The sequence below is a fragment of the Streptomyces sp. NPDC048370 genome, from assembly GCF_043200825.1.
GTDB lineage: Bacteria > Actinomycetota > Actinomycetes > Streptomycetales > Streptomycetaceae > Streptomyces.
Window position 1 is genome coordinate 85,819 of record NZ_JBICYI010000001.1, and the last position, 23,485, is coordinate 109,303.

General features: G+C 72.0%; 22 protein-coding genes. 13 read left to right on the forward strand and 9 right to left on the reverse strand.

Annotated features, from left to right (window positions below; genetic code table 11):
• Window positions 1-60 precede the first annotated feature (60 nt).
• Window positions 61-1,428 (forward strand): FAD-binding protein, encoded by a 1,368-nt coding sequence (locus tag ACGFYP_RS00325; RefSeq protein ID WP_393485045.1) that lies wholly within the window; start codon window positions 61-63, stop codon window positions 1,426-1,428.
• Between the two features lie 163 nt (window positions 1,429-1,591).
• Window positions 1,592-2,707, forward strand: coding sequence for a substrate-binding domain-containing protein (locus ACGFYP_RS00330; protein ID WP_393485046.1), 1,116 nt, complete (start codon window positions 1,592-1,594; stop codon window positions 2,705-2,707).
• A gap of 23 nt (window positions 2,708-2,730) precedes the next feature.
• Here the strand turns inward: ACGFYP_RS00330 and ACGFYP_RS00335 are convergent, their stop codons facing one another.
• From ACGFYP_RS00335 to ACGFYP_RS00345, 3 genes are read right to left on the reverse strand one after another with little or no spacing between them, the layout of a single operon-like run.
• Window positions 2,731-3,441: a sulfite exporter TauE/SafE family protein gene (locus tag ACGFYP_RS00335; RefSeq protein ID WP_393485048.1), complete on the reverse strand. Its 711-nt coding sequence runs from the start codon at window positions 3,439-3,441 to the stop codon at window positions 2,731-2,733.
• Window positions 3,438-4,916 (reverse strand): amidohydrolase family protein, encoded by a 1,479-nt coding sequence (locus ACGFYP_RS00340; RefSeq protein ID WP_393485049.1) that lies wholly within the window; start codon window positions 4,914-4,916, stop codon window positions 3,438-3,440. Before ACGFYP_RS00340 ends, ACGFYP_RS00335 begins: the two co-directional genes overlap by 4 nt.
• Window positions 4,913-6,202 (reverse strand): uracil-xanthine permease family protein, encoded by a 1,290-nt coding sequence (locus tag ACGFYP_RS00345; RefSeq protein WP_393485979.1) that lies wholly within the window; start codon window positions 6,200-6,202, stop codon window positions 4,913-4,915. The genes ACGFYP_RS00340 and ACGFYP_RS00345 overlap by 4 nt, the downstream gene beginning before the upstream one ends.
• A gap of 388 nt (window positions 6,203-6,590) precedes the next feature.
• Here ACGFYP_RS00345 and ACGFYP_RS00350 point away from each other — a divergent pair, with 388 nt between their 5' ends.
• Window positions 6,591-7,286, forward strand: a complete 696-nt coding sequence (locus ACGFYP_RS00350) for a 4'-phosphopantetheinyl transferase family protein (protein WP_393485050.1) — start codon at window positions 6,591-6,593, stop codon at window positions 7,284-7,286.
• A gap of 62 nt (window positions 7,287-7,348) precedes the next feature.
• Window positions 7,349-8,524, forward strand: a complete 1,176-nt coding sequence (locus ACGFYP_RS00355) for an ROK family protein (RefSeq protein ID WP_393485051.1) — start codon at window positions 7,349-7,351, stop codon at window positions 8,522-8,524.
• A 77-nt stretch (window positions 8,525-8,601) separates the two neighbouring features.
• Here ACGFYP_RS00355 and ACGFYP_RS00360 read toward each other — a convergent pair whose 3' ends face one another.
• Both ACGFYP_RS00360 and ACGFYP_RS00365 read right to left on the reverse strand, forming a co-directional pair.
• The gene (locus tag ACGFYP_RS00360; protein ID WP_393485052.1) at window positions 8,602-9,000 is read right to left on the reverse strand and encodes a VOC family protein; all 399 of its coding nucleotides are present in this window, start codon (window positions 8,998-9,000) and stop codon (window positions 8,602-8,604) included.
• Window positions 8,997-9,518: a cupin domain-containing protein gene (locus ACGFYP_RS00365; protein WP_393485053.1), complete on the reverse strand. Its 522-nt coding sequence runs from the start codon at window positions 9,516-9,518 to the stop codon at window positions 8,997-8,999. The genes ACGFYP_RS00360 and ACGFYP_RS00365 overlap by 4 nt, the downstream gene beginning before the upstream one ends.
• Before the next feature lie 367 nt (window positions 9,519-9,885).
• On the opposite strand from ACGFYP_RS00365, the gene ACGFYP_RS00370 reads away from it, so the two are divergent.
• The 6 genes from ACGFYP_RS00370 (at window position 9,886) to ACGFYP_RS00395 (ending at window position 15,070) form a co-directional block, all read left to right on the forward strand.
• The gene (locus ACGFYP_RS00370) at window positions 9,886-11,055 is read left to right on the forward strand and encodes an ATP-binding protein (RefSeq protein WP_393485054.1); all 1,170 of its coding nucleotides are present in this window, start codon (window positions 9,886-9,888) and stop codon (window positions 11,053-11,055) included.
• A complete protein-coding gene (locus tag ACGFYP_RS00375; RefSeq protein ID WP_361955569.1) occupies window positions 11,052-11,453 on the forward strand; it encodes a roadblock/LC7 domain-containing protein in 402 nt (133 codons plus the stop codon). The genes ACGFYP_RS00370 and ACGFYP_RS00375 overlap by 4 nt, the downstream gene beginning before the upstream one ends.
• Window positions 11,450-11,827, forward strand: a complete 378-nt coding sequence (locus tag ACGFYP_RS00380; protein WP_361955567.1) for a DUF742 domain-containing protein — start codon at window positions 11,450-11,452, stop codon at window positions 11,825-11,827. Before ACGFYP_RS00375 ends, ACGFYP_RS00380 begins: the two co-directional genes overlap by 4 nt.
• Window positions 11,802-12,395 (forward strand): ATP/GTP-binding protein, encoded by a 594-nt coding sequence (locus tag ACGFYP_RS00385; RefSeq protein WP_393485055.1) that lies wholly within the window; start codon window positions 11,802-11,804, stop codon window positions 12,393-12,395. Before ACGFYP_RS00380 ends, ACGFYP_RS00385 begins: the two co-directional genes overlap by 26 nt.
• Before the next feature lie 15 nt (window positions 12,396-12,410).
• Window positions 12,411-13,745 (forward strand): cytochrome P450, encoded by a 1,335-nt coding sequence (locus ACGFYP_RS00390; protein ID WP_393485056.1) that lies wholly within the window; start codon window positions 12,411-12,413, stop codon window positions 13,743-13,745.
• 104 nt (window positions 13,746-13,849) lie between these two features.
• Window positions 13,850-15,070, forward strand: coding sequence for a tryptophan dimethylallyltransferase family protein (locus ACGFYP_RS00395; protein WP_393485057.1), 1,221 nt, complete (start codon window positions 13,850-13,852; stop codon window positions 15,068-15,070).
• A 76-nt stretch (window positions 15,071-15,146) separates the two neighbouring features.
• Here the strand turns inward: ACGFYP_RS00395 and ACGFYP_RS00400 are convergent, their stop codons facing one another.
• Window positions 15,147-16,496 carry a flavin-containing monooxygenase gene (locus tag ACGFYP_RS00400; RefSeq protein ID WP_393485058.1) on the reverse strand — a complete coding sequence of 450 codons (1,350 nt, stop codon included), beginning with the start codon at window positions 16,494-16,496 and terminating at the stop codon, window positions 15,147-15,149.
• 297 nt (window positions 16,497-16,793) lie between these two features.
• Here ACGFYP_RS00400 and ACGFYP_RS00405 point away from each other — a divergent pair, with 297 nt between their 5' ends.
• The 3 genes from ACGFYP_RS00405 (at window position 16,794) to ACGFYP_RS00415 (ending at window position 20,094) form a co-directional block, all read left to right on the forward strand.
• Window positions 16,794-17,600: an endonuclease I family protein gene (locus tag ACGFYP_RS00405; protein ID WP_393485059.1), complete on the forward strand. Its 807-nt coding sequence runs from the start codon at window positions 16,794-16,796 to the stop codon at window positions 17,598-17,600.
• A 200-nt stretch (window positions 17,601-17,800) separates the two neighbouring features.
• Window positions 17,801-19,051 (forward strand): serine hydrolase domain-containing protein, encoded by a 1,251-nt coding sequence (locus tag ACGFYP_RS00410; protein ID WP_393485061.1) that lies wholly within the window; start codon window positions 17,801-17,803, stop codon window positions 19,049-19,051.
• A gap of 275 nt (window positions 19,052-19,326) precedes the next feature.
• On the forward strand, window positions 19,327-20,094 hold the full coding sequence (locus tag ACGFYP_RS00415) for a hypothetical protein (RefSeq protein ID WP_393485062.1): 768 nt from the start codon (window positions 19,327-19,329) through the stop codon (window positions 20,092-20,094).
• A 215-nt stretch (window positions 20,095-20,309) separates the two neighbouring features.
• Here ACGFYP_RS00415 and ACGFYP_RS00420 read toward each other — a convergent pair whose 3' ends face one another.
• From ACGFYP_RS00420 to ACGFYP_RS00430, 3 genes are all read right to left on the reverse strand, one after another.
• Entirely contained in the window at window positions 20,310-20,903 is a 594-nt protein-coding gene (locus tag ACGFYP_RS00420) for a DUF998 domain-containing protein (protein WP_393485063.1), read from the reverse strand.
• A 110-nt stretch (window positions 20,904-21,013) separates the two neighbouring features.
• Window positions 21,014-21,820: a pyridoxamine 5'-phosphate oxidase family protein gene (locus tag ACGFYP_RS00425; protein ID WP_393485064.1), complete on the reverse strand. Its 807-nt coding sequence runs from the start codon at window positions 21,818-21,820 to the stop codon at window positions 21,014-21,016.
• Window positions 21,817-23,307, reverse strand: coding sequence for a globin domain-containing protein (locus ACGFYP_RS00430; RefSeq protein WP_393485065.1), 1,491 nt, complete (start codon window positions 23,305-23,307; stop codon window positions 21,817-21,819). Before ACGFYP_RS00430 ends, ACGFYP_RS00425 begins: the two co-directional genes overlap by 4 nt.
• Window positions 23,308-23,485: the final 178 nt, after the last annotated feature.

A 23,485-nucleotide genomic window follows, 5' to 3' on the forward strand; every position in this document is an offset into this window, starting at 1 on the left:
CCACCGACCGCGCACGAGGGTCGGAGGCGACTCCTGTACCCGAATCGATCTGGAGCCGGCGTGACGCCTCCCCCCGTTCCCATCCCGCAGTCGGACCCGGCCGCCGTCTTCGACGCGGTTCCCGCCCTGGACGGGGAGCTGCGCTTCGACGGCGCCACCCTGGAAGCGGCATCCGGCGACTTCGGGCGCATGGTCCGTCAGTCGCCCGCCGCCGTCCTCAGACCCGGCTCGGCCGAGGACGTGGCCACGATGGTCCGCTACTGCGGGGAGCGCGGGGTCAAGGTCGCCGGGCGCGGTCAGGGGCACTCCACCAACGGTCAGGCCCAGGTGCCGGCCGGACTCGTCATCGACCTCGGCTCCCTCGATTCCGTCGAGATCCGGGACAACACCGCCGTCGTGCGGAGCGGCGCACGGTGGAGCGCCGTGGTCAGGGCGTCCCTGCCCCTGGGCCTCACCCCGCCGGCCTTCACCGACTATCTGGAACTGTCCGTGGGCGGCACGCTGTCCGCAGGAGGCCTCGGCGGGCAGATCGGTCACCACGGCACGCAGGTCGACAACGTCCTCGAACTGGAGGTGGTCACCGGCGAGGGCGAACTCACGACCTGTTCACCCACCGAGCGTCCGGACCTGTTCCGGGCCGTCCTCGGCGGCCTCGGTCAGTGCGCGATCATCACCCGCGCCACCCTCGCGCTGGTCCCCGCGCCCCGCTCCGTACGGTTCTACGTCCTGACGTACCCGAGTGTCGCCGCGCTCACCGCGCGGGAGGCCGAGCTGATCAGGGAAGGCCGGTTCGACTACCTCATCGGTCAGGCCAGGCTCACCCCGGACGGCTGGACGTACTTCATCGAGGCCGCCGCCTACGACGCGTCGGCCGCCGACGACGCCCGGCTCACGGACGACCTTGGGCACACCTCGGCAGAGGTCCAGGACGTCGACTACTTCGACTTCCTCAACCGGATCGCCCCGACGATGGAGTTGTTCAAGTCCCTGGGCGAGTGGGCGCGGCCGCACCCCTGGTACGACAGCCTGCTCCCCGCGTCCACGGTGAACGACGTCGTCATGGAGACGCTCGCCGGTCTGAAGTCCGGCTCCCTCGGGGCGAGCGCGGTCATCCTGCTGTACCCGATCCTCACCGCCAAGTGCCGCACCCCGCTCCCGGTCATGCCGGACGAGGAGCTCGCGTACCTCTTCTCCCTCCTCAAGACCGCCTCCCCCGGAGCGGACTCCGCCGAGGAGATGGTCGCCGCGAACCGCGTCCAGTACGACGCCACGGTCGAGGCGGGCGGCCGCTGGTACCCGATCGGTTCCGTCCCGCTCACCACGGAGGACTGGGTCCACCACTTCGGCGCCTTCTGGCCCGAGTTCCGGGCCGCCCGCCACCGCTACGACCCCGACGGCATCCTCACTCCCGGGCAGCGCATCTTCTGACGGAGGGGCTCCCGGCCCGCCGCCGCCCGATCGACGGCCGGTCGACAGCCGGTCGACGGCCGGGCGACAGCCGGGAGCTCGGGCCGGGTCGCCACCGCGGCGCCTCGGTCGGCGAAGATGGTGGTGTCACCCCGTCCTCAGCACGCGAGGAGCGTCCGTCCTGATGTCCACCACCGGTTCCGGTCCCGGTACGAGGCCGCCGACGATCGCCGACGTCGCCAGGGTCGCCGGTGTGTCGCGTACGACGGTCTCGCACGCCCTCAACGGGCTCGGCAAGGTCGACCCCCGGACCCGTGAACGCATCAAGCAGGTCGCATCGGAACTCGGATACCGGCCCAACCTGCGGGCCCAGCGGCTGCGGCGCGGGGAGGCGAAGGCCATCGCGCTCGCCTCCTCCATGCCGTTCGCGGTGGCGGGCGGACCGTCCCGGCTCGGGTTCTACATGGAGGTCGCGGCCGCGGCCGCCGAGAGCGCCCTCCTGCACGACTACGCGCTGGTGCTCGTACCGCCCGTGCAGTCCGGGTCCGCGCTCTACTCCGTCGACATCGACGGCGCCATCGTCGTGGAACCCGACGCCGAGGACCCGGCGGTCGCCGCCCTGAAGGAGCGTGGGCTGCCATACGTGACCCTCGGCAGGCCCGTGTCGCCCGCCGAGGACGTACCGTACGTCGATCTGCGCGGCGGGCTCGTCGCCGAGCTGCTCCTCGCCCACCTGCACGAACAGGGGGCCCGCAGGCCCGCCCTGCTCATCGGCTCCGGTCAGCGGCACTCGGCCGTGGACGCGCGTGCCGCCTACGAGCGGGTCGCGGAGGAACACGGCTGGGAGCCCCTCGTGGCGACCGCGCCCGAGGCGGGCGGGGAGCAGGCCGGGTACGAACGGTGTGCGGCCCTGCTCGCCGAGCACCCCGGGATCGACGCGGTCTGCGCGATGGTGGACGCCTTCGCGGTGGGCGCGGTCCGGGCGGTCCGGGACAGCGGCCGCGCCGTACCGGACGACGTCATGGTCGTCACACGGTACGACGGTCTGCGCGCCAGGACCTGCGAACCGCCCCTGACCGCCGTCGACCTGCACCTGGACCGGGCGGCGGCCGACGCGGTGACGCTGCTCCTGGGCCGGCTGCGCGGGAGCGAGGACCGCGCGAGCGAGGGCCACGGGGACGACGACCGCGCGGGCGGGGACACGGGCACCGGCACCGGCGCGCTCGTGACGACGGTTCCGGAGCCCCGGGTCATCGCCCGCGCGTCCTCGCTGCGGGGCACGGCGGGGGCGGGGACGTAAGGCGTCCGTAGCGGTACGGGTGGTCAGATGCCCACGATCAGCAGCGCCCCCGAGACGAGAGCGAAGACGAGCACGAACAGCCGCATCCGCCGCGCGTCGAACCGGTGGTGCACCAATCGGCTCAGCCACGCCCCCACGGCGATCCCGGGTGCCAGGGCGAGGGCCCACCCGAGGTCGGCCGGTCGCCCCTCCCCCGTCGCGAACAGCAGCAGCAGCGAGGCGACTTCGCCGACGAGGAAGCACACGGCGACGGTGGAACGCAGCTCCGCCGGTGGCCGGTGCTGGTAGACGAGCGCGAGGGGCGGTCCGCCGACCCCCGTCGCCGTCTCCGTCAGGCCCGTCACCGCGCCCGCGCCCACATAGGCGGCCCGACCCGGCGTGAACGCGGGCGCGGCCAGGCTCACGACGGCCGCGAGGACGGTGGCGAGGCCCACGAAGAGACCGAGGTCGCGCTCCGGTATCAGCCAGAGCAGCGCGAGCCCGCCGGGGGTGGCCGCGAGGCGTGCGGCGGTGATCCAGCCCGCGCCGCGCAGGTCGAGCGAGGAGCGCTCGCGCCAGGCGACGTACAGATTGAGGGGCACCATCGACGCCAGGACGAACACCGGGAGCAGGCGGGGATCAAGGATGCCGGCGACCGGGGCGACGATGAGGGCGAAGCCGAGCCCGCTGCTGCCCTGGACGAACGCGGCGGCCGTCACGGTGACGGCGAGGACCGCCAGTGTCGCGACGGTCACCTCGCCGTCCTCTCCGCACGCGCCGTCCCATCCGCACGCGCTGTCCTCTCCGCACGCGCCGTCCCATCCGCACGCGCCGCCGTCGACGTCGGGTGGACGCGGGTGATGGCGGCGCCCCCCACGGCCGTACGGGCCAGTTCGACAGCCCGGCGTACGAGGGCGGCGCCGTCCCACTCGACGGGCTCGCCGCACCACAGGCGCGGCCGGCCCGCGACGAACACGGCGGTGATCTGGTCGCGGTTGCCGCGCCGTACCAGCTCCCACGGCAGGTCCCAGGAGAGCGCGAGTTCCGGGGTGGTGACGTCGACGAGGAGGAAGTCGGCGGCCAGGCCCTCGGCGATCGTGCCGGTCCGCGCGCCGAGGCCGACGGCGTCGGCTCCGCCGCGCGTGGCGTGCTCCAGCCAGGTCCAGCCGGCGCCGCAGGACGAGTCGCCCGTGGCGAGCCCGTACGCGAGACGCTGGGCGAACTCGGCCGCCTCGGCGAGCCGGAACCCGTCGCCGCGCGTTCCGTCGGTGCCGAGCCCGAAGCGGACGCCCCGTTCGGCCATGGCGGTGGCGGGCGCGACGGCGTTGCCCTTCCATGCGCTGGCGACGGGGTTGTAGCTGACGGCGGTCGCTGTGTCCGCGAGCAGGGTGAGTTCGCGCGGGGTGAGGAGGGTGGCGTGCGCGGCGAGCAGGTGGGGGCCGAGCACGCCGATCCTGTGGAGGTGCTCCAGGGGGCGCAGTCCATGGCGTACGAGGGAGCGTTCGACCCCCGCCAGGTGCTCGTTGACGTGGATCTGGAGGACCGCTCCTGACTCGGCCGCGAGACGGGCGGTGAGTCGGAGGGTCTCCTCGGTGGCGGCCTCGGGGATGGAGACGGCGAGGGAGGGGTGGATCAGCGGGTCGCCGTCGTAGCGGGCGAGGTGCTTCTCCGCATTGTCCGGGACCGACGGGGTCTCGTTCTCGGCGTCGTTGCAGACGAGACCCAGGACGCACCGGATCCCGGCGTCACGCGCCGCGGAGGCCACCACGTCCACGTCGACATCGGCGCGGGTCCCCGCGTCGGCGACGGTGGTGAACCCGCCGCGCAGGGCTTCGAAGGCGGCCAACTTGGCCGCGACGTAGGCCGATTCCTCGTCCAGCGCGCCTTCGAGGGGTACCCACACCCGGCGGAAGATCTCCGACGGCTCGCCGAAGGCGAGCGCGGCGCCGAAGCTCTGGGTGAGGTGGTGGTGGGCGTCGACGAAGCCGGGCATCAGGACGTGTCCTGGGAGACGGATCGCGTCGAGGTGGGGGTGGGTCCGCGTCAGTTCGGCGAGGGGACCGACGCGCAGGAAGGATCCTTCGGCGACGACGACCGCGTGACCTTCGGCGGGCCCCTCGGGCAGCAGGACGGCATCCGGTACGAGGAGGAGCGGGCGGTCGGAGCGGGCCAGGGCGTCCCGGTTCAGGGCGTCGCGGGTCAAGGCGTCGCGGGTGAGCTGGTTGTTCATCGATCGCTTTCCGTACGAGGGGCGCCCGGGCGGGCTCCGACGGGGCGGGCAGAGGTCAGGCGGGCGGCGAGGCCCGGCCGGACGTGGTGGAAGAGGACGTTGAGGACCGCGGCGACGAACGCGCCGACGGCGACGCCGCTTTCGAGGAGGATGCGGAGGTTCGGCGGGAAGCCGCCGTACACGCCCGGCACCAGGATCGGCAGCAACCCGAGCGCGAGGGCGACGGCGCAGATGAAGGTGCTCGTGTGCGTACCGAGGTCGGAACGGCCGAGCATCTGGACGCCGAGCACGGTGATCACGGCGAAGACGACCATCGCCGTGCCGCCGACGACCGCGGACGGGATGACGCTGATCGCCCGGGTCACGGGGGCGAGGAACCCGATGGCGATGAGGACGACTCCGGCTGCGGCGGTCACGAATCGGCTGCGGACGCCGGTGACGCGGACGATGCCGATGTTCTCGCCGCTGGTGACCATGAGCGGCAGGCCGAAGAACCCGCCGAAGAGCGAGGTGAGGGCGTCGCCACGGACGGTCTTGGGGACGTCGGAGCGGGTGTCGATCTCCTTGCCGACGGCTTCCGCGTTGATGACGGTCTGCCCGGTGGCCTCCGCCATGGAGGCGAGGCTGTAGAGCATCAGCGGCAGCGCGGCGACCAGGTTGAACTGGGGCGAGCCGAACGGCATCAGCTCCGGCAGGGTGAGCAGACCGCCGTCGGCGGCGCGGCCGAGGTCGACGGTGCCGAGGGCGGCGGCGAGGCCGGTGCCGGCGAGCAGGCCGAGCATGACGGCGAGCTGGCGCAGGATGCCGCTGAAGAGCAGGTAGAAGCCGACCGTGAAGCCGATGGTGGCCAGGCCGAGACCGAGATTGAGGGGATCGGCGAAGCCCGGCGTGCCGGGACGTCCGGTGACGAGGACCGCGCCGACCTTCACCAGGTTGACGCCGACGATGACGATCATCGTGCCGATGACGAGCGCGGGGAAGAAGGCCAACAGCCGTGAGAAGAGCGGCAGCACGACGAAGCAGAAGCCGGCGGTGAGGATCACCGCGCCCGTGGCCGTGGGCAGACCGTGCTGTTCGGCGATGGCGAGGAAGAGGATGAGCGGCGCGCCGCCCGGCAGCATCACGAAGGGCAGCCGAGGCCCGAACTTCCAGGGGCCGAGGGACTGGATGAGGGATCCGACCCCGGAGAGCACGAAGGCCGCCGAGAGCAGGTTCACGGTCAGGCCTGGGTCGAGGCGGAGGGTCGCGCTCATCAGGAAGATCGCCGAGATGGGAGTGGCGGCCATGACGAGCACGTGCTGGATCCCGAAGAGCAGGATCTTGCCCAGGGGGCGGGACTGGTCGACGGGGTGGGGCGTCTCGGGGGCGGGTGCGGGTCCGGAGGCGGGGGTAGGGGCTTCTCCGGATTGGGAGTCGTCGGCGGAGTGGGGAGCATCGGTGGGGCGGGAGGCTTCGGCGGAGTGGGGCGTCTCGGGGGCGGGGGATGGGCGTTCCGTGCCGGGAAGGTGCTGGTGGGGACTGGACACGTTCGGGCTCCGTTCGGGCGTCGCTGCACGCTCGGATTTCAGCCGCGATCCGGCCCCGGACGGAGGGCCAAATCGATTTGGCCAAATCGATTTGGCCGCCAGTATCCGAGGGCCTCGGCCCAGCGTCAAGGCCTCTTAGACTGTCTCCATGAAGATCGTGCCGCGCCCGCTCCCCCACGTCCCCTGGCAGGAGCCGCCGGCGCCGCCCGCTCCCGACGAGGTGCCGCACGTCTGGCTCGTCAGGGCGCCCGATGTGGACGTGCCCGCCGAGCGGATGGGCGTGCTCGACGCCGGCGAGCTGGAGACGGCGCGCGGGTTCCGGAGCGCCGCGGACCGGCGTACGTACGTCGAGGTGCACGTGGGGCTGCGCGTGCTGCTGGGTGCCTACCTCGGGATGAAGCCCGGGGACGTGCCGCTCGTACGGCGGCCGTGTCCTGAGTGCGGGGAGCCGCACGGGCGGCCCGCCGTCGACGGGGATCCGATCCACTTCTCCCTGTCGCACAGCGACGGGCTCGGCCTGCTCGCCTTCGCGGCGACCCCGGTCGGGGTGGACGTCGAGCGGCTCCCCACGCCGGAGACGGTCGACGAGGTCGCGCCGATGCTGCACCCGCGCGAGGCGGAGGAGCTGGCCGGGTACACGGCGGCCGACCGGCCTCGCGCCTTCGCGCGGACCTGGGCGCGCAAGGAGGCGTATCTGAAGGGGCTCGGTACGGGGCTCGGGCGCGGGCTCGCCCTCGACCACGTGGGCGCGGCCGAGCCCTGCGCCGCCCGGCTGCCGAACTGGCGGATCGCCGACGTCCCCGTCGACCCCACGCACGCGGGAGCCGTGGCCGTACGGACCTGAGCCCCCGGCCGGGCTCGGGAACCGGCTGCGGGCAGACGGGTGCCATACGCCAGAATGTCCGGATGACCAGCGACGACGAGGGTGGAGCGCAGATCTGGAACCCGCAGCGCCTGCGCAGTGGGAACGAACGGTTGCTGCTCGGCCTGCTGCGCTCCGGCGGGCCCGCCTCCAGAGCTCAGCTCGCCCGGACCACGGGGCTGTCCAAACCCACGGTCTCCAGCGCCCTGGCCTCGCTCGAACTGGCAGGACTGGTCCGGGAGGCAGGTGTCCACACGCCCGAGCGCGGCCGGACGGCGGTGCTCTACGCGCCCGATCCGACGGCCGGCTACGCGCTCGGCATCGACATCGGCCGCGCCTGGCTGCGCGTCGCCCTCGCCGACCTCGACGGCACGATCGTGGCCCGTACGGAGGTCCGTAACCAGGCCCGTACGTCCGGCCCCATGGCGGACCTGGTGGTCGCCACCGCCCGGCAGCTCGTGGGGAGTTCGGGCGTCGCGCCGGACACGATCGTGCAGGCGGTCGTGGGCACGCCCGGCGTGTACGACGAGGAACTCCGGCGGGTCCGGTTCGCGGGCAATCTGCCCGGCTGGGGGCGTCCGGGGCTCTTCGACCGGATGCGCGAGGGGCTCGGCCTGCCGCTGGCCGTCCACAACGACGCGAACCTCGCGGCGCTCGGCGAGTACACCGTCGGGGTCGGCGCGGGCAGCAGGCTCTTCGTCTACGTGATGATCGGCACCGGCCTGGGCATGGGCGTCGTGAGCGAGGGCCGCCTCTTCACCGGCGCCCACGGCGGCGCGGGCGAGATCGGTTACCTGCCGTGGCCGGAGCGCCAGGGCCCGGGCACCCTGGAGGGGCTCGTCTCCGGCGACGCGGTGGTCGCGGCCGCGCGAGCGCACGGCATGACCGGCGACCTCAGCGCGAAGGACGTCTTCGACGCGGCCCGGTCGGGCGACCCGGCCGGGGTCAAGGCGGTCGAACTGGAGGGCGAGCGCCTCGCGCACGCGGTGGCTGCCGTGTCGGCGGTCCTCGACCCCGACCTCGTCGTCCTCGGCGGCGGCGTCGGCCACAGCGCGGATCTGCTGCTGCCTACGGTACGAACCACCCTGCGGGCCATCACCCCGATCCGCCCCAGGGTCGCCGCGAGCACCCTCGGCGAGGACGCAGTGCTCCACGGCGCCCTCGCCATCGCTCTGGACACCGCGCGGGACGTCGTCTTCGAACGGCGGCCGCACCCCTAGGGCCTCTCCGGCCCAGGGGCCCGGCCCTCCAAAGCGCCCGGCCCGCCGGCCCGTCCGCCCGTCCGCCCGTCGGCCCGTCAGCCCCAGGTGCGGGAGGAGAGCACCAGGCGATAGCCGTCCGGGTCGGCGACGGTCACTCCGTGCTCGTCCCAGTAGGGGTTGTGCGCCGGGACCCGCGTACCGCCGGACGCCGTCAGGCGGTCGATCAGCGAGGCGTCCGCCGGTGCGCCGAGGTAGAGCACGAACAGGTCGTCCACCGTGGGGGTCGGATCCAGCGGGTGTTCCGGGTCGCGCGTCAGCTCGAAGTGCCAGGTACCGTCCTTCGGGCCGACCATCAGCAGGTCGTGCTTGCCGGGGACGCGTTCGGTCGTCCGCCACAGCACGTCGAGGCCGAGGCCGTCGACGTAGAAGCGCTCGGCGGCGGCGAGGTCCCGTGAGGGCCGGGCCAGGCGGACGTGGACGGTGGGGTCGATCATGCCGAGGCCTCCAGCGCCGCGCGCCAGACCGGGCTGTCGACGTAGTGGTTGTCGTACCGCTCGGCGGACGCGGCGATCTCCTTCGGGTCGGCCTCGCCCCGCATCACCCGGCCGAGCAGACGCAGGTAGTCGAAGCGGCCCATGCCCGGCGTGAAGACGAACAGGACGTCCGCCTCGCAGCCGGGCGCGGCGGCGAAGGCGTGCGGGGTGCGGGGCGGCACGGCGAGGAAGTCGCCCGCCTCCAGGACGGTGACCTCCTCCTGCACCAGCACCTGCAGGGAGCCGCTGATCACGAAGAACAGCTCGGTCGCCTTCGTGTGGAAGTGCGCGGGTGCGCCCACGGCGCCCTTCGCGAAGCTCGACCGGTAGCTGGTGAAACCGTCCGCGGTGCTGTCCGAGTCGGCGAGCAGCGTCATGACGCTGCTGGGGTCGGCACAGGTCTCGGCCTCGGCATGACGGGTCAAGACCGGCGGGAAGGGCGAGGCGGACGGAGCTTCGTGGGGCACGTTCTGAGTCATGATCCGGACTTTACGATCATGAAGAGGCTCCTGGCCAGGGCTTTTGTGGCCGAGCCGGGCCGACAGCCGCGCTCGTCGTCAACTCGCCTCACCAGCAGTCGAGATGGCGGGGCGTCGGCGAACGGCAGATGTACTCCCGGCGTACACCGGCGCACCCAGGGGGCGCACTGGGGGCGCACGCTGACGATCGGTCACCTGTTCGTGCCCGGTGCTAAGATCACTACGCTTGCGGAGCGGTGGATGGGTGCAAGACGACATCTCCGACCACGGCGACCCTCCGGACGGTACCCCGGCCCCGGAAGGCCTGCCGGTCCACCCGTATTGACGGAATTCAGCAACTGACCGTCAGTCGCCTGAAGAGAGTCTTATGACGTATTACGCACAGAACCCAGTCCTCTGGGTCCTCCTGGCCGCCACCCTGGGCGCCGTTGCCGTAATTGTTCGCCAGCGCAAAGCGATACGGACTTTACGGCAGGGGACCGAGGAGCTCAAGGCCCACTACTCCGAGTTGGAGAACAGCTACTCGAAATCCGTCGAGGACGAGAAGGACCGCGCCCAGGAATCGACGAAGTCGGTCCTCAAGTCCGCCATGCGCACGCTCCAAGGCCTCGCCGCAGAGCAGCAGTTGGTCATTTCCGGACTGCAGAGCAAGTACGGTGACTCCGTCATTCTCCGGGACCTTCTGGAGATCGACCACACCAACTCCCAGTTCGGACGGCGCGCCCAGTCCATCGCCGTGCTGTGCGACGGCTGGCTCGGGCGGCACCGCGAGATCGCGTCGGTCTACGACGTGGTCCGCAGCGCCCAGGGCCGGATCCGTCACTTCCGGCGCGTGGAGATCCTCTCCCAGGTCGACTTCGGCATCACCAGCCGCGCCGTCGAACCGGTGGCGCTCGCGCTCGCCGAGCTCCTCGACAACGCCACGAGCTATTCCAGCCCGGACACCGTGGTCGAGATCAACATTCGCACCGTGCCCAAGGGTATTTGCATCGTCGTCGACGACGCGGGTGTCGGTATGAACGACGAGGAGCGGGTCAGGGCGGAGAAGCTGCTGTCCACCGAGCGCGTGTCCGGCGTCTCCGGGCTCGGCAGCCCGCCGCAATTCGGTTTCGCCGTCATCGGTGTGCTCTGTGAGCGCTTCGGATTCGAGGTGTCCGTGGATTCCAGTTCGCCGTACGGAGGCGTCCGCGGCGTTCTCCTGCTGCCGCACGACCTGCTCACCGGCATGCCGGAGAGGAAGGCCCCCGCCCCGGTCGCCCCCGGCGTCTTGGCGCCGGAGCCGAGCGGTCCCGCGCCCGTGGTCACCACGGCCACCACCGACGACGGTCTGCCGAAGCGCCGCCGCAAGCGGCCGATGGCCATCGTGACCGGCGGCGAGCAGTCCGCGCCCGCTCCGTCGCGCTCCGGCGCGGAGACCGCCGCGATCATGGGGGCCTTCCAGCGGGGCACGCAGTCCGGACGGGCCGCCCGCTCGGACTCGGCGGACCAATCGAGCAGCACACGTGATGCGAGCAGCGAAGGGCATGAGGTCTCGTGAACGACGATCTGTCATGGATGCTTGACAGCGCCTTGGAGATACCCGGGGCGCTGCACGCGGTCCTGGTCTCCGCGGACGGTCTGCTGATGGCCCGGACGAAGGAGTTCGGGAAGGACAACGCGGACACGGTCGCCGCCGCGATGAGCGGCATGCAGTCGCTCAGCCGCTCCCTCGGCTTCTTCGTGGAGCCCGGGCGCCTGCAGTGGCGTCAGACGCTGGTCGAGTTCGACGGCGGCTGGGTCTTCCTGATCTCCGCAGGCGAGGGTGCCTATCTCGGTGTCTCGGCCTCGCCCGACGTCGACATGCAGGACATCACCTTCCGGATGCAGCAGCTCGTCGGCCAGCTGGGCAAGGCGCTGACGACACCGCCGCGCGAGAACCTCGGCGTCCGCTCATGAGCCGCTTCGACGAACGGGAGCCGGAGTCGGCGGAGTTAGTCCGCCCGTACGTCATCACCAAGGGGCGCGGCCTGCCGGACGAGGAGCAGCTGTCCCTGGTGACGCTCGTCACCGCGTCGGCCGACCACGCGCAGCGCCCGACGAGGCTCTCTCCCGAGGAGCAGAGCCTGTTGGAGCTGTGCACCGCCGGCTATCTCTCGGTCGCCGAGGTCGCGGGGCACACCCGGCTGCCCATCGGCGTGGTGAGGATCCTCCTCTCCGCCCTCACCGAGGGCGGATACCTCATCACCCGCCCTCCCGTGCAGCGTGCCGCGCTCGCGGACCGAGACATCCTCGAGGAGGTACTGAATGGTCTCCGCGCCAAGTTTGGGTGAGCAGGCGTACGTGCGCGACGGCGCCACGCAGACCGCCGTCAAGATCCTCGTCGTCGGCCACTTCGCCGTCGGCAAGACCACGTTCATCGGTGCGATCTCGGAGATCCCTCCGCTGACCACCGAGGAGACGATGACCCGCGCGGGCGAGTCGTTCGACGACCTCAAGGGAGTCCGGAGCAAGACCACCACCACGGTGGCCATGGACTTCGGCCGGCTGACGATCAGCGAGCGGGTCGTGCTGTACCTGTTCGGCACCCCCGGTCAGCAGCGCTTCGTCCAGATGTGGGAGGACATGGCGCGCGGCGCGCTCGGCGCCCTCGTCCTCGTCGACCCCGAGCGTCTGGCGGACTCCTTCGGCGTGATCGACCTGATCGAGCAGTACGACCTCGACTACGCGATCGCCGTGAACCACTTCGACGGCACGCAGGACCGCGAAGAGCGGGCCCTGCGCGAGGCGTTGGACCTCCTCGACGACACCCCGATCGTCACCTGCGACGCACGGGACGAGAAGTCGTCCGCCGACGCGCTGATCACGCTCGTCCGCTACTTGCTGGACCGCGCTCACTAGAAGCAGAGAGAAATCATGGACGCTCGATCCACCGCACCCGTCCCCCCGCCCGGGTGCCCCGCCCACGCCGACGGCGGCCGGGTGCCGCTGTACGGACCGGGGTTCCAGTCGGACCCGCAGGCGTACTACGAGTACCTGCGCCACTTCGGCCCGACCGCGCCCGTGGAGCTCTCGCCGGGCGTGGACGCCACCCTCGTCACTGACTACGCGACGGCGCTGCAGCTCCTGCAGGACCCCGCCTCCTTCCGCAAGGACGCCCGGCGCTGGCGCGACCTCAACGAGGGGCGGATCAGCCCGGACAACCCGGCCGTTCCCCCGCTCGCGTACCGGCCCAACGCCATGTTCAGCGACGGCGCCGAGCACCTGCGGCTGCGGCAGGCGATCACGGACAGCATGGCCCGTGTCGACGCGCGCAAGCTCAGCCGGACCACGGGGCAGGTCTCCGAGTACCTCATCTCGCGGTTCGGCTCGCGCGGCTCCGCCGATCTGCTCGGTGACTACGCGAAGCAGCTGCCGCTCTTCGTCTTCAACGAACTCTTCGGCTGCCCCGCCGACATCGGCGACCGCGTGCTCTTCGGCATCACCGGCATGTTCGACGGCGTGAACGCCGAGCGGGCGGTCGAGGTGCTGTTCGGCGCGGTCGGTGAACTGGTGGCGCTGAAGCGCGCCAAGCCGGGCGAGGACGTCACCTCCTGGCTGTTGCAGCATCAGGCGCGGCTGACCGACGAGGAGATGGTCCACCAGGTCGCCCTTCTCCTGGGAGCGGGCACCGATCCGCTGAGCAATCTGATCGGCAACACCCTGCACCGGCTGCTCACCCAGGACCGGTACGCCGACGGCGGCGGCCTGATCGACGAGGCCCTCGACGACACCCTCTGGGACAACCCGCCGATGCCCAACTACGCGCCGCACTACCCGGCCACCGACATGGAGTTCGGCGGTACGACGTTCCGGGCGGGCGATCTCGTGCTCGTCGGCTTCGCGGCCGCCAACACGGGGCCGAAGCTGTCCGCCGCGCGCGAGGCCGGCAGCAACCGGTCGCATCTGGCGTGGAGCGCGGGTCCGCACGCCTGCCCGTCGAAGGAGCCCGCCCGGCAGATCACCGTCACCGCCATCGAGAACCTGTTCAACCAGCTTCCCGATGTCGACCTGGCCGTGCCGGAGGAGAGCCTGGTCTGGCGTCCGGGCCCGTTCACCCGGGGTCTCACCTCGCTGCCCGCCCGGTTCACGCCGGTCGAGCCGGTGCGCCGGAACGTCCCTCAAGCCCGCCCGGAGCAGGCCGAGTCGGCCGATCCCGGCCGCAAGCGCGGTGGGATGTGGAGCCAGTTCCTCACCTGGTTGGCGAAGTGATCGAGACAACACTCTCCGAATTCGCCACCTCCGCATGAACGTTCTGCCGTGGGGGTAGTGAGCACCGCGTTGTTCAGGCGTGCTCATGAGGCTAAGGAGGTGTCGTGGAACAGATATCCACCGACCCCGATTTCATGCGTCACCTCACGGCGTTCGGCCCCTTCGATACCCGCCCCTCGGGGCGGGTATCTTCTTGGGCGCCCACACCCGGGGAGACGCTCGGCGGTCACGCGGCGAGACAGGTCCTGCGGCTGTGCGAGGCCGCGGGACTGAGCGGGTCCGACTCGGCGGAGTACGCGCGGACGCTGCTCACGGCGCTCGGACCGGTCGCCGAGCGACCGCTCGATCTGCCGCCGCCCTACGACTCCTTCCTCTCCGACGACCACTCGCCGGTCGAGTACTCGCTCGCCTTCACGCCCGACGCGAGGCCGACCTTGCGGGTGCTGCTCGAACCGGGGTGCGGCGCCGAGAGCCTGGCGGATAACGGGCGCGTGGGCCTGCGGGCCGTCCGCGCGATGGCGCGGCGCTGGGGATTCGACACCCAGCGGCTGGACGAGCTGGAGGACCTGTTCTTCCCGCCGGACCCCGAGGGTCCGCTGGCGCTCTGGTGCGCACTCGAGCTGCTCCCCGGCGGAGTGCCCAAGGTCAAGGTGTACCTGAACCCCGCCGCGTCCGGGGAGGAACGTTCCGTCGCGACGGTGCGCGAGGCTCTGGGGCGGCTCGGCCACGGCCGGGCGTTCGCGTCGCTCCCGCCGAGCGAGCGCCCGCTCTTCCTCGCCCTTGACCTGGGTGACTGGGAAGAGCCCCGGGCGAAGGTCTACCTCGTGCACCGCGACCTCCGCGCCCCGGAGGCGGCCGGTCTGTCGCGTACGGCCGGTGGCCCGGCGCAGGCGGAGATCGCGCGGTTCTTCCGTACGGCGGCCGGGCACGACGTCGACGGCCTCGGCTCCCCGGACGGGCGGGACGCCCCGCTCGACCGCCGCCCGGGCCTGAGCTGCCACGCCTTCACCGAGACCGGGACGGCCCTGCCCAGCGGCTTCACGCTGCACGTCCCCGTCCGCGACTACGCCCGCCACGACGGGGAGGCCCTCGACCGGGCGGTGACACTGCTCCGCCGCCACGGCATGGACCCGGCCCCTCTCGTCCAGGCCCTGCGCGCCGTCACCACGCGAAGGCCCGAGGACGGGGTCGGCCTGATCGCGTACCTGGCACTGGTCCACCAGGAGGGCAGGCCGGCGCGGGTGACCGTCTACATCTCCTCGGAGGCGTACGAGGTCAGGCCCCCGGCCCCCGCACCACGCGCCCGGGCCGAAGCCGTCCACTGACGCCCCACGGCGGACCGCCCCGGGGCCTGTCTCTTGCATCGGGCCGCGGCCCCGGCCATGATCCAGACGAAAGGCCCTAGGCGTCCTGCAGCTCCCGCAGTTCGCGCAGGTAGGGGCCGACGTCCACCTGGATGGAGGAGCCGCCGGTCCGCCCGTAGCGCTCCTCGATGCTCTTCAGGTACGTGCCGATCTCCTCGCGCATGACGTCCGCGGGTGGCAGGGTGACGTCGCCGTCGACGATCCCCGCCACCCACCGGGACTGGGCCTCCACGAGGCGCGTGATCGAACCGACGGGGCGGATCAGGCCGACGAAGTACAGACCGGGCAGGTCCGGGGCCACCACGCGCTTGTACAGCTCGACGACCCCTTGGCGGGCGCCCGCCGGACAACCGGCGGGCAGGAAGGGGAAGTCCATCCGGAACCCGGTGCAGTAGACGATCGCGTCGGCCTCCTCCACGGTTCCGTCGGTGAAGGTCACCTTGGCCCCGTCCAGGGAGTCGATCGCGGGCCTGGGGACCACTCCGCCGTGCCGTATCCGGCTGAGTATCTCGTCGGAGATGGTCACGGCGGAGGAGAAGATCGGGTGGTCGGGCTCGGGCAGGCCGTAGTCCGAGAGCTTCCCCCTGGCCACGAAGAGGGCCTGGTCGACGAAGCGCCGCTGGTCGGTGAAGGACATGTCGTTCCACCACGGCGCGTCGGCGATCAGGTCCACGGACATGCCGAAGAGCTGCTTGGGCACGATGTGCAGCCCCCGGCGGACGGAGAGCACGGTCCTGGCGGCATGCCGGGAGAGGTCCGAGGCGATGTCCACGCCCGACGCCCCCATCCCCACGACGACGACCCGCTGCCCGGCGAAGTCGCCGCCGTCGCGGAAGTCCATCGAGTGCAGGATCGTTCCGGTGAAGGACTCGGCGCCCGGCGGCAGTGGATTCGGCAGCGTCGCCCGCGTGTTGTGGCCGGAGGCGACGAGCACGTGCTCGAAGCGCCGTTCCGTCACCTCTCCGCGGGCGTCCCTGCTGGTGACGGTCCAGGTGCCGTCGCCGTCCTGTCGTACGGCGAGAACCTCCGTACGCAGCTCGACGCGCGGCAGCAGCCCCGCCCACTCGGCGAACGCGCGCAGATAGGCGGCGACATCGGCGTGCCCGGGGTAGAGCGGCAGCTCCGCCGGCATGGGGAAGTCGGAGTATCCGGTCAGCTGCTTGGCGGTGTTCAGGTGCAGGGACCGATAGCCGGGTCCCCGCTCGCCGGCTCCCGGACCGCGCCAGATCCCTCCGACGTCCGGCGCCTTCTCCAGGCAGACGAAGTCGATTCCCCGGGCCGACAGGGCGTGCGCGGCCGCGAGACCCGACAGGCCCGCGCCGATGACGCACGCGGTCGCCGCGTGGGGGGCGCCGCCTGCCCGCGAGCCGTCCAAGGATGCCTCCACAGAACACCATCCGTCCTCGCACCGGCAGCGGCCACCGCCGCCGTCCCCCGGGCGGGCGCCCGGCGGGATCACGATACCGATCAGGCGTACGGGGCGAGTTGCCGAGGTCGCGGGGAGGAGGCGAGGGCGGTCGTGCCGTATGCGAGAACGTCATGGAAAAGCCTCCTGCGGGTTACACGGCCGCCGCCTCACCCGTGCGACGCTCCCGCTTGCACGATGTCAACACGCGTAGATCGTCGCGGCGTCGAGCGTTCGCGGCGGCACCCGCGCGTGCCCGTCCCCCACGAAAGGTCCCCCATGTCCGTTGTACACATCGGCAGATGGAAGGCCGTGGCCGCGGCGATATCCGCCGTCCTCGTCGGCCTCACCCTTCCGACGGTCGCCGCGACCCCGGCGAGCGCCACCACCACCGCGTACGACAGCACGTACTACAAGAACGCGATCGGCAAGACCGGTACGAACCTGAAGTCCTCGCTGCACACGATCATCAGCGGCGGCACGAAGAAGATCTCGTACGACGCCGTCTGGAACGCGCTCAAGGTCACCGACCAGGACCCGAACAACAGCGCCAACGTGGTCCTGCTGTACAGCGGCACCTCGCGCAGCAAGTCCCTCAACGGCGGCGACGTGGGTGACTGGAACCGTGAGCACGTGTGGGCCCAGTCGCACGGCAACTTCGGCACCTCTGCGGGCCCCGGCACCGACCTGCACCACCTGCGCCCCGCCGACGTCCAGGTCAACAGCATCCGCGGCAACAAGGACTTCGAGAACGGCGGCAGCGCGGTCAGCGGCGCGCCCGGCAGCTACACGGACGCCAACTCCTTCGAGCCGCGCGACGCGGACAAGGGTGACGTGGCCCGCATGATCCTCTACATGGCCGTCCGCTACGAGGGTGACGACGCCTGGGCGGACCTGGAGCCCAACGAGTCGGTCTCCAACGGCAGCGTCCCGCTGCACGGCCGGCTCTCGGTCCTGAAGCAGTGGAACGAGCAGGACCCGCCGAGCGCCTTCGAGGAGCGGCGCAACGACATCATCTTCGGGACCTACCAGAGCAACCGGAACCCGTTCATCGACCACCCGGAGTGGGTCGAGGCGATCTGGTAGGCACTTCGTAGAGCGCCTTTCGGCGGACTGAGCCCCGCCCCGGGGCGCAGGCCGAGCCCCGCCCCACGGCCAGGACGAGCCCCTGCCCGGGGCGGGGGCTCGGCCCCCTGGTGGACGCACCCTGCCCCACATGGGCGCGTCTCACCCCTTTTGCGGAGTGTTCGTCCAGTTCGTGCCGTGGTTCCGGCCATAGTGCGGGCATGACACACACCCCCTCCCCGAGGCGTCGGCGCGCCCGTGCGGCCGCCCGCACGGCTCTCCTCTGCGCCGCCCTCCTCGGCCTCACGGCCCCGACCACCGTCGCCGTGCCCGCGACGGACAAGGGCCCTGACGGTCGCGGCGGACGCGACTGCGTGCGGACCGAGCGTCCGCACGACCCGCGGGCCCGTCAGGTCCTGGACATCGCCCGCAAGGCCAAGGACGAGTTCCGTCTGAACTCCGTGGAACTACGGGTCACCGTCGACGGGCGCGAGGTCGTCACCGACGCGCTCGGCGAGTCCATGACCGGTGTCCCCGCCGAGCCCGACATGCAGTTCCGGGCCGGTTCGGTGGCCTTCGCCCACATCGCCACGGGCCTCCTGCAGCTGGTCGAGGAGCGGAAGGTCCGTCTCGACGACACCGTGGAGCGCTGGCTGCCGGACCTCCCCAAGGCCGACAAGATCACCCTGCGGATGCTGGCCACCAACACCACAGGACTCCACGACTACGTCACCGACCCGGCGTTCCTGGCCGAGCTGGTGGCTCATCCGTTCCGCCACTGGACGCCGCAGGACCTGCTCGCGTTCCCCCTCAAGCACTCGTTCTGGTACGAGCCGGGGACCAACTGGAGCTACTCGCACGCCAACTACCTGCTGCTGTCCCAGGCCCTGGAGAAGATCACCGGCACCGGGATCGACCAGTTCATGAAGGAGCGGGTGTGGAAGCCCCTGGGGCTCCGTCACACGCAGAACAACTTCACCCCGGAGATCCCGCGCCCGGCCCTGCACGCCTTCACCTCCGACCGCGGCTTCTACGAGGAGTCCACCTTCTGGAACCCGTCGTGGACCACGGCGCCCGGCGCGGTGATCACCACCGACGTGTGCGACCTGGCCCGCTCGGCGCAGGCCGTCGGCAGCGGCGAACTCCTCTCGCCCCGCTCCTACCGCACCCTGCTCAACCCGGGCACGGTCGGCCTCGGTCACGCGACCGCCACGTGCCCCGCCACGATCTGCCTGACGCAGACGGAGGCCGCGCACTTCGGTCTCGGCGTGCTCGTGGTCAACGGCTGGGTGGTCCAGAACCCGTCGTTCTCCGGGTACGCGGCGATCCAGGCGTACCTCCCGTCGAAGCGGCTCGCGATCGCGGTCTCCAGCACCAAGACCGCGAACTCGCCCGAAGGCAACAACGCCGAGGTGATCGCCGAGCGCATCGCGGCGAAGCTCGCCCCGGGCACTCCCCTGTCGCTCGACTGAGACTCGACCCACCCACACCCGCACGGGACGTCATGCGCTGACTCCGACCATGGAGAGTTGGCGCATGCCCCGTGGCCGACGCCCGTCCGTCGCCCGGCGATGGCCGCCGACCTGGCCGAGGTGGAGGGGCGTTCCGTCCGGCGCGACACCGGGCCCGGGACGCCCCGGGCCCGGTGCCCTGGTAGGACCCGCCGAACCTCGGGACCGGAATTCCGGTGGATCCGGTCCCGACGGCGTTCACCTGACGGAGGGTCCCGTCGTGCAGCATGGGCATCATGAACTCGGAGCAGCCGCCGCCTCACGAACTGAAGGTCGCCCACCCGGCCACCCTGTTGCACTCGGCCGACGTACTGAACGCGAAGACGACCCTCTTCGAACTCCTCGGGCGCACCGGCGTGCCCGCGGACGAGGCCGGGCAACTGCTCGCGCTCGTCGAGGCGGGCGCCCTCGCGCAGGCGTACGGCGACATCGCCGGGATCGAGGCCGGCGCCCCGGCGGGCAAGGGGCAGCGTTACGCCTCCGGGTGGCTCGACGGCGCCCGGACGGCCGGCGACGCGCTGCTCCGCAGGGCCGACTCCGCCGTGCGGGAGGCCCTCGGCCCCGAGGCGCCCGTCCCCGACACCGCGTACGTCCACCCTCCGGTGAGCGGGGTGGACGTGGAGCGGGCGAAGGTGGCGGTGGCCCCGCTCTACCTCACGTTCACGCACCTCTCGGACCTCGACCCCGAGGTCTCGGACGACGTCCTCGTCGCCGTCCTCGGCACGATGAGCACCGCCGAGCGGGCCGGATACGCGGGCCGCCTCGACGAGTTCGCCGAGGAGCGGCGCGAACGGCTGACCCGGTTGTACGCGGAGTACGGTCCGGGCAGTGACGTCTCCATCCACGGCCGGTACTCCCTGCTCCACTCCCCCAGCAGCGTCGCCGTGCTCGAACGCCTCGTCGCGGCACCGTCCGCGCTGCGTGAGGAGTGGGACCGCGTGGAGCTGCCCCCCGTCTGGCTGGAGGGGCTCGCGAAGGCCTGGGAGGCCCAGCCCGGCGACTGACCGGCTCCGGGCCCTCCGCCCCGACACCGCTACCTCCGTACGTTCTCGGCGGTCGACTCCGGGGCCGGGTCATGGTCCGTCGCCCGGCGCTCCGCGCCTGCCTCGGTAGGGAGCTTTGTTCAGGGCTCCTTCAGGTTGTCCCCGCGAGATCAGGGCCGGGTCGGGGGAAGGTCATAGTTCATGGGTTCAGAGGTAGGTCGGGGTTCAGGGGTAGGTCAGGGGCGGTCGTCGGTGGGGAGGCGGAGGCAGGAGGCGACGACCAGGAAGGGCCACAGGGACTGCATGCAGGTGACGAGACGTTCGGCGGCGCCGGGGGCGCCCTGACGGTACGTCTCGATCAGGTACCAGACCGCCCCGAGGCCCATCAGGGCGGTCGCGGCGAGCGCGGGCGCGGGCCGTAGGCCCCAGGGGGCGGCGCGGCCGCGGTGGGCGGCCAGGACCGGCCACAGCGCCAGGAGGGCGAAGCCGACCGCGGCGGCCGAGCCGTGGCGCAGGGAGCCTCCGCTGCTGGGTGTCGGGAGCAGGGCCACCGCCAGGGACGCCACCCCACCGGCCGCGAGGGCGACCCGTCCGGCGGGCGCGGCCGGGCGCAGCCCCCAGGCGGTGAGCAGATGACAGACGCCCAGGGCGAGCAGTGCGCCGGTCATCACCCAGAAGCCCTCGGCCCCGTAGGCGGCCAGGACGCTGATCGTCTGGGTGGCGGGGTCGTAGCCGGGTCCCTCCAGCCGGCCCGCGACCACCCAGCCCGAGGCCAGCAGGACAGGGGCACACCCCGAGGAGACCAGGGCCCACCGTGGAACAGCTCGCATCGGCCCACCGTAAGCCGATCGGTCGCCGCCGCCCTGCGGACGCGGGCGGGCCGGAGTCCGAATGGGTGGCGCGGCGACCGCGACCGTGGAGCCCCTGGGGCCGGGGGGCGTCAGGCGTTCACGTTTCTGCGGAACCAGCCGTGGAACTCCTCGTTCTCGGCTCCGGCGGCCCCCGGGCGCAGCTCGGCCCGCTCGAGGGCCTTCTCCGCCTCCGCCCGCCAGGTCTCGGCGTCCGCGCGCGGCGGGGGCAGGTACGGGCCCCGCTCGGGCGCGTCGGCGGCTGCGCCGAAGAAGTCGCCGCCCTTGCGCCTGACGTCGTCCGTCCCCCAGGCGCGGCCCGAGCCGTTCCGCTCCACCTTCTGCAGGTGGGGGATGTGCTTGGCGCAGTGGATGTACGCCTCCTCGACGGTGACCTCCACCCACGCCTGCGCACGCCGGCCCGGTACGGGGTCGACGGGGAGCCCGGCGTGGGCGCGGCGCATGGCGTCGTCCGGCACGATCCGGGCCCGGCCGTTGACGTGGAGGCCGATGCGGTCCCGCAGGAAGTCCATCATGAGGATGCCGACGTGGGCGTTCTCCTCGATGTTGCCGAGGCTGGCGTGCACGCCGTTGCCCCGGTACTCCGGGTAGGCGAGGGTCCGGTCGTCCAGGACGTGGAGGAAGCCGGGCGGTCCGGCCCGGAAGGTGTTGTCGCACTCCCCGTGCCGGTCGGCGGTGGCCAGGAAGAACATCTCCTGGCGCGCCACGAACTCCCGCATGCGCGGGTTGAGCCGGTCGAGGACCTGCTCGTCGTAGAACTTGTCGGCGCGCTCGCCGGTCCCCATGCGCTGCTGGACCTGGTGTTCGCCGGCGCTGCCCGGGCGGGTGGTGCGGACCGGAGTCGGCTGCCGGTACCCGGTCTGTTCGAAAGTGCTCAATTGCGTGCCCCGACCAGTTCCTCGATGGAGTCGTGCCGTATGCGGTGGGTGGGGATGCCGATGCCGAGCAGCGTGTCGACGCCGCGCCGGATCATGCCGGGCGGTCCCGAGAGATACGCGTCGTAGGTGTGCCAGGGGCCGTACTGGCAGACCGCGTCGGGGAGTTGCCCGCACAGCTGCCCTTCGAGGCCGTCGTCGACGACCGGCCGGACCGACAGCCACGGGTGCGACTGCTGCAGCCGGAGCATGGTGTCGATGTCGTACAGATCGTGGTCGTACCGGGCCCCGTAGAAGACCTGGACGGAGCGCCGTCTGCCGTGCTGGGCGACGTCCTCGACCAGGGCCTTGATGGGCGCTATGCCGGTGCCGCCGCCGAGGCAGAGCAGGCCGTTGTCGGTGCTGTGGTCCACGGTCATGGATCCCGTGGGTGCGCCGAGGCGGATGACATGGCCCGGCCGGGCCCGGTGCACGAGGGCGTTGGAGACCCAGCCCGCGGGGACGGCCTTGACGTGGAAGGAGAGCAGTCCGTCGGAGCGGGGCGCCGAGGCGAAGGAGTAGTGCCGCCAGACGCGCGGCCACCAGGGGGTCTCCAGGGCGGTGTACTGCCCGGCGAGGAAGGGGTAGGGCTGGTCGGGGCGGACCGTGACGACCGCGACGTCCGGCGTGCGCATCTCGTGGGCGACCACCTCGGCCTGCCACCAGGCGGGGGCGCGCAGTTCGTCCACGGCCGCCGCGTCGATCATGATCTGGGAGATCGCGGTGTAGGCGCCGATCCAGGCCGCCTCGGTCCGTGGTCCCCAGCTGCGCGGGGCGTAGCGGGAGAGGGCGCCGATGAGGCACTCGCCGACGGCCGGGTAGTGCTCGGGCAGGGTGCCGTACTTCCGGTGTCCCCGGCCGAGGCCTGAAAGGTACGCGGTGAGGGTGTCGGCGTCGTCCACATGGGTCGCGGCGGTGAGCAGCGCCCCGAAGAGGCGGTCGCGCTGGGTGTCCATCGCGGCGGGGAAGAGGGCGCGCAGGTCCGGGTGCTTGAGGAAGAGCAGGGCGTAGAAGTGCCCGGTGACGGTGTGGGCGATCGGCTCGATCTCGGCGAGTGTCCGGCGCAGCAGCGCGGCGTCCGAGGTGTCCTCGGGCGGTTCTGGGGCCGGACGGGCCGGGGCACCGTTCGTTGCGCCGCTCGGGCGGCTGCTCGATGCGCCGCTCGGCCGGGTGCTCGCCGCAGGGCTCGGTATGCCGCTCGGCCGGCTGCTCGGAGCGCCGCCCGGTATCCCGCTCGTCGCACCGCCCGGCCGGCCGTTCGGTGCGCCGCTCGGTGCGCCGCTGGGTGCGCCGCTCGGTCGGGCGGCCGGTGTGCCGGCGGGTGCGCCACTCGGTCGGGCGGCCGGTGTGCCGGCGGGTGCGCCGCCCGGGCTTCGCCCGAACCAGCCGCCGCCCCGGCCCGTATCGCCTGAGCTCTCGTTGTCGGCCGACGTGTGGGTCGGACCATCCATCGGTTTGCCTCGCCTCGAACGTCTTTCGGTCGGACTTCGCGCGTGGGGTCCGAGTGTGCCCCGCTTTACCTCTCCCTTTCGGAATTCCTGACGAACACACCCGTCCGTTCGAAAGTGCTGCTATGCCGCACTCAACAAGGGCACGGGTGTGCGAACGCGGTCGACCATACCTCGGGGG

Coding starts and splice junctions, on each gene's coding strand:
- ACGFYP_RS00410 (WP_393485061.1), top strand. CDS start 17,801: ATGACACACACCCCCTCCCCGAGGCGTCGGCGCGCCCGTGCGGCCGCC.
- ACGFYP_RS00385 (WP_393485055.1), top strand. CDS start 11,802: ATGGTCTCCGCGCCAAGTTTGGGTGAGCAGGCGTACGTGCGCGACGGC.
- ACGFYP_RS00405 (WP_393485059.1), top strand. CDS start 16,794: ATGTCCGTTGTACACATCGGCAGATGGAAGGCCGTGGCCGCGGCGATA.
- ACGFYP_RS00330 (WP_393485046.1), top strand. CDS start 1,592: ATGTCCACCACCGGTTCCGGTCCCGGTACGAGGCCGCCGACGATCGCC.
- ACGFYP_RS00420 (WP_393485063.1), bottom strand. CDS start 20,903: ATGCGAGCTGTTCCACGGTGGGCCCTGGTCTCCTCGGGGTGTGCCCCT.
- ACGFYP_RS00430 (WP_393485065.1), bottom strand. CDS start 23,307: ATGGATGGTCCGACCCACACGTCGGCCGACAACGAGAGCTCAGGCGAT.
- ACGFYP_RS00350 (WP_393485050.1), top strand. CDS start 6,591: ATGAAGATCGTGCCGCGCCCGCTCCCCCACGTCCCCTGGCAGGAGCCG.
- ACGFYP_RS00415 (WP_393485062.1), top strand. CDS start 19,327: ATGAACTCGGAGCAGCCGCCGCCTCACGAACTGAAGGTCGCCCACCCG.
- ACGFYP_RS00390 (WP_393485056.1), top strand. CDS start 12,411: ATGGACGCTCGATCCACCGCACCCGTCCCCCCGCCCGGGTGCCCCGCC.
- ACGFYP_RS00370 (WP_393485054.1), top strand. CDS start 9,886: ATGACGTATTACGCACAGAACCCAGTCCTCTGGGTCCTCCTGGCCGCC.
- ACGFYP_RS00340 (WP_393485049.1), bottom strand. CDS start 4,916: ATGAACAACCAGCTCACCCGCGACGCCTTGACCCGCGACGCCCTGAAC.
- ACGFYP_RS00345 (WP_393485979.1), bottom strand. CDS start 6,202: ATGGCCGCCACTCCCATCTCGGCGATCTTCCTGATGAGCGCGACCCTC.
- ACGFYP_RS00360 (WP_393485052.1), bottom strand. CDS start 9,000: ATGATCGACCCCACCGTCCACGTCCGCCTGGCCCGGCCCTCACGGGAC.
- ACGFYP_RS00365 (WP_393485053.1), bottom strand. CDS start 9,518: ATGACTCAGAACGTGCCCCACGAAGCTCCGTCCGCCTCGCCCTTCCCG.
- ACGFYP_RS00380 (WP_361955567.1), top strand. CDS start 11,450: ATGAGCCGCTTCGACGAACGGGAGCCGGAGTCGGCGGAGTTAGTCCGC.
- ACGFYP_RS00355 (WP_393485051.1), top strand. CDS start 7,349: ATGACCAGCGACGACGAGGGTGGAGCGCAGATCTGGAACCCGCAGCGC.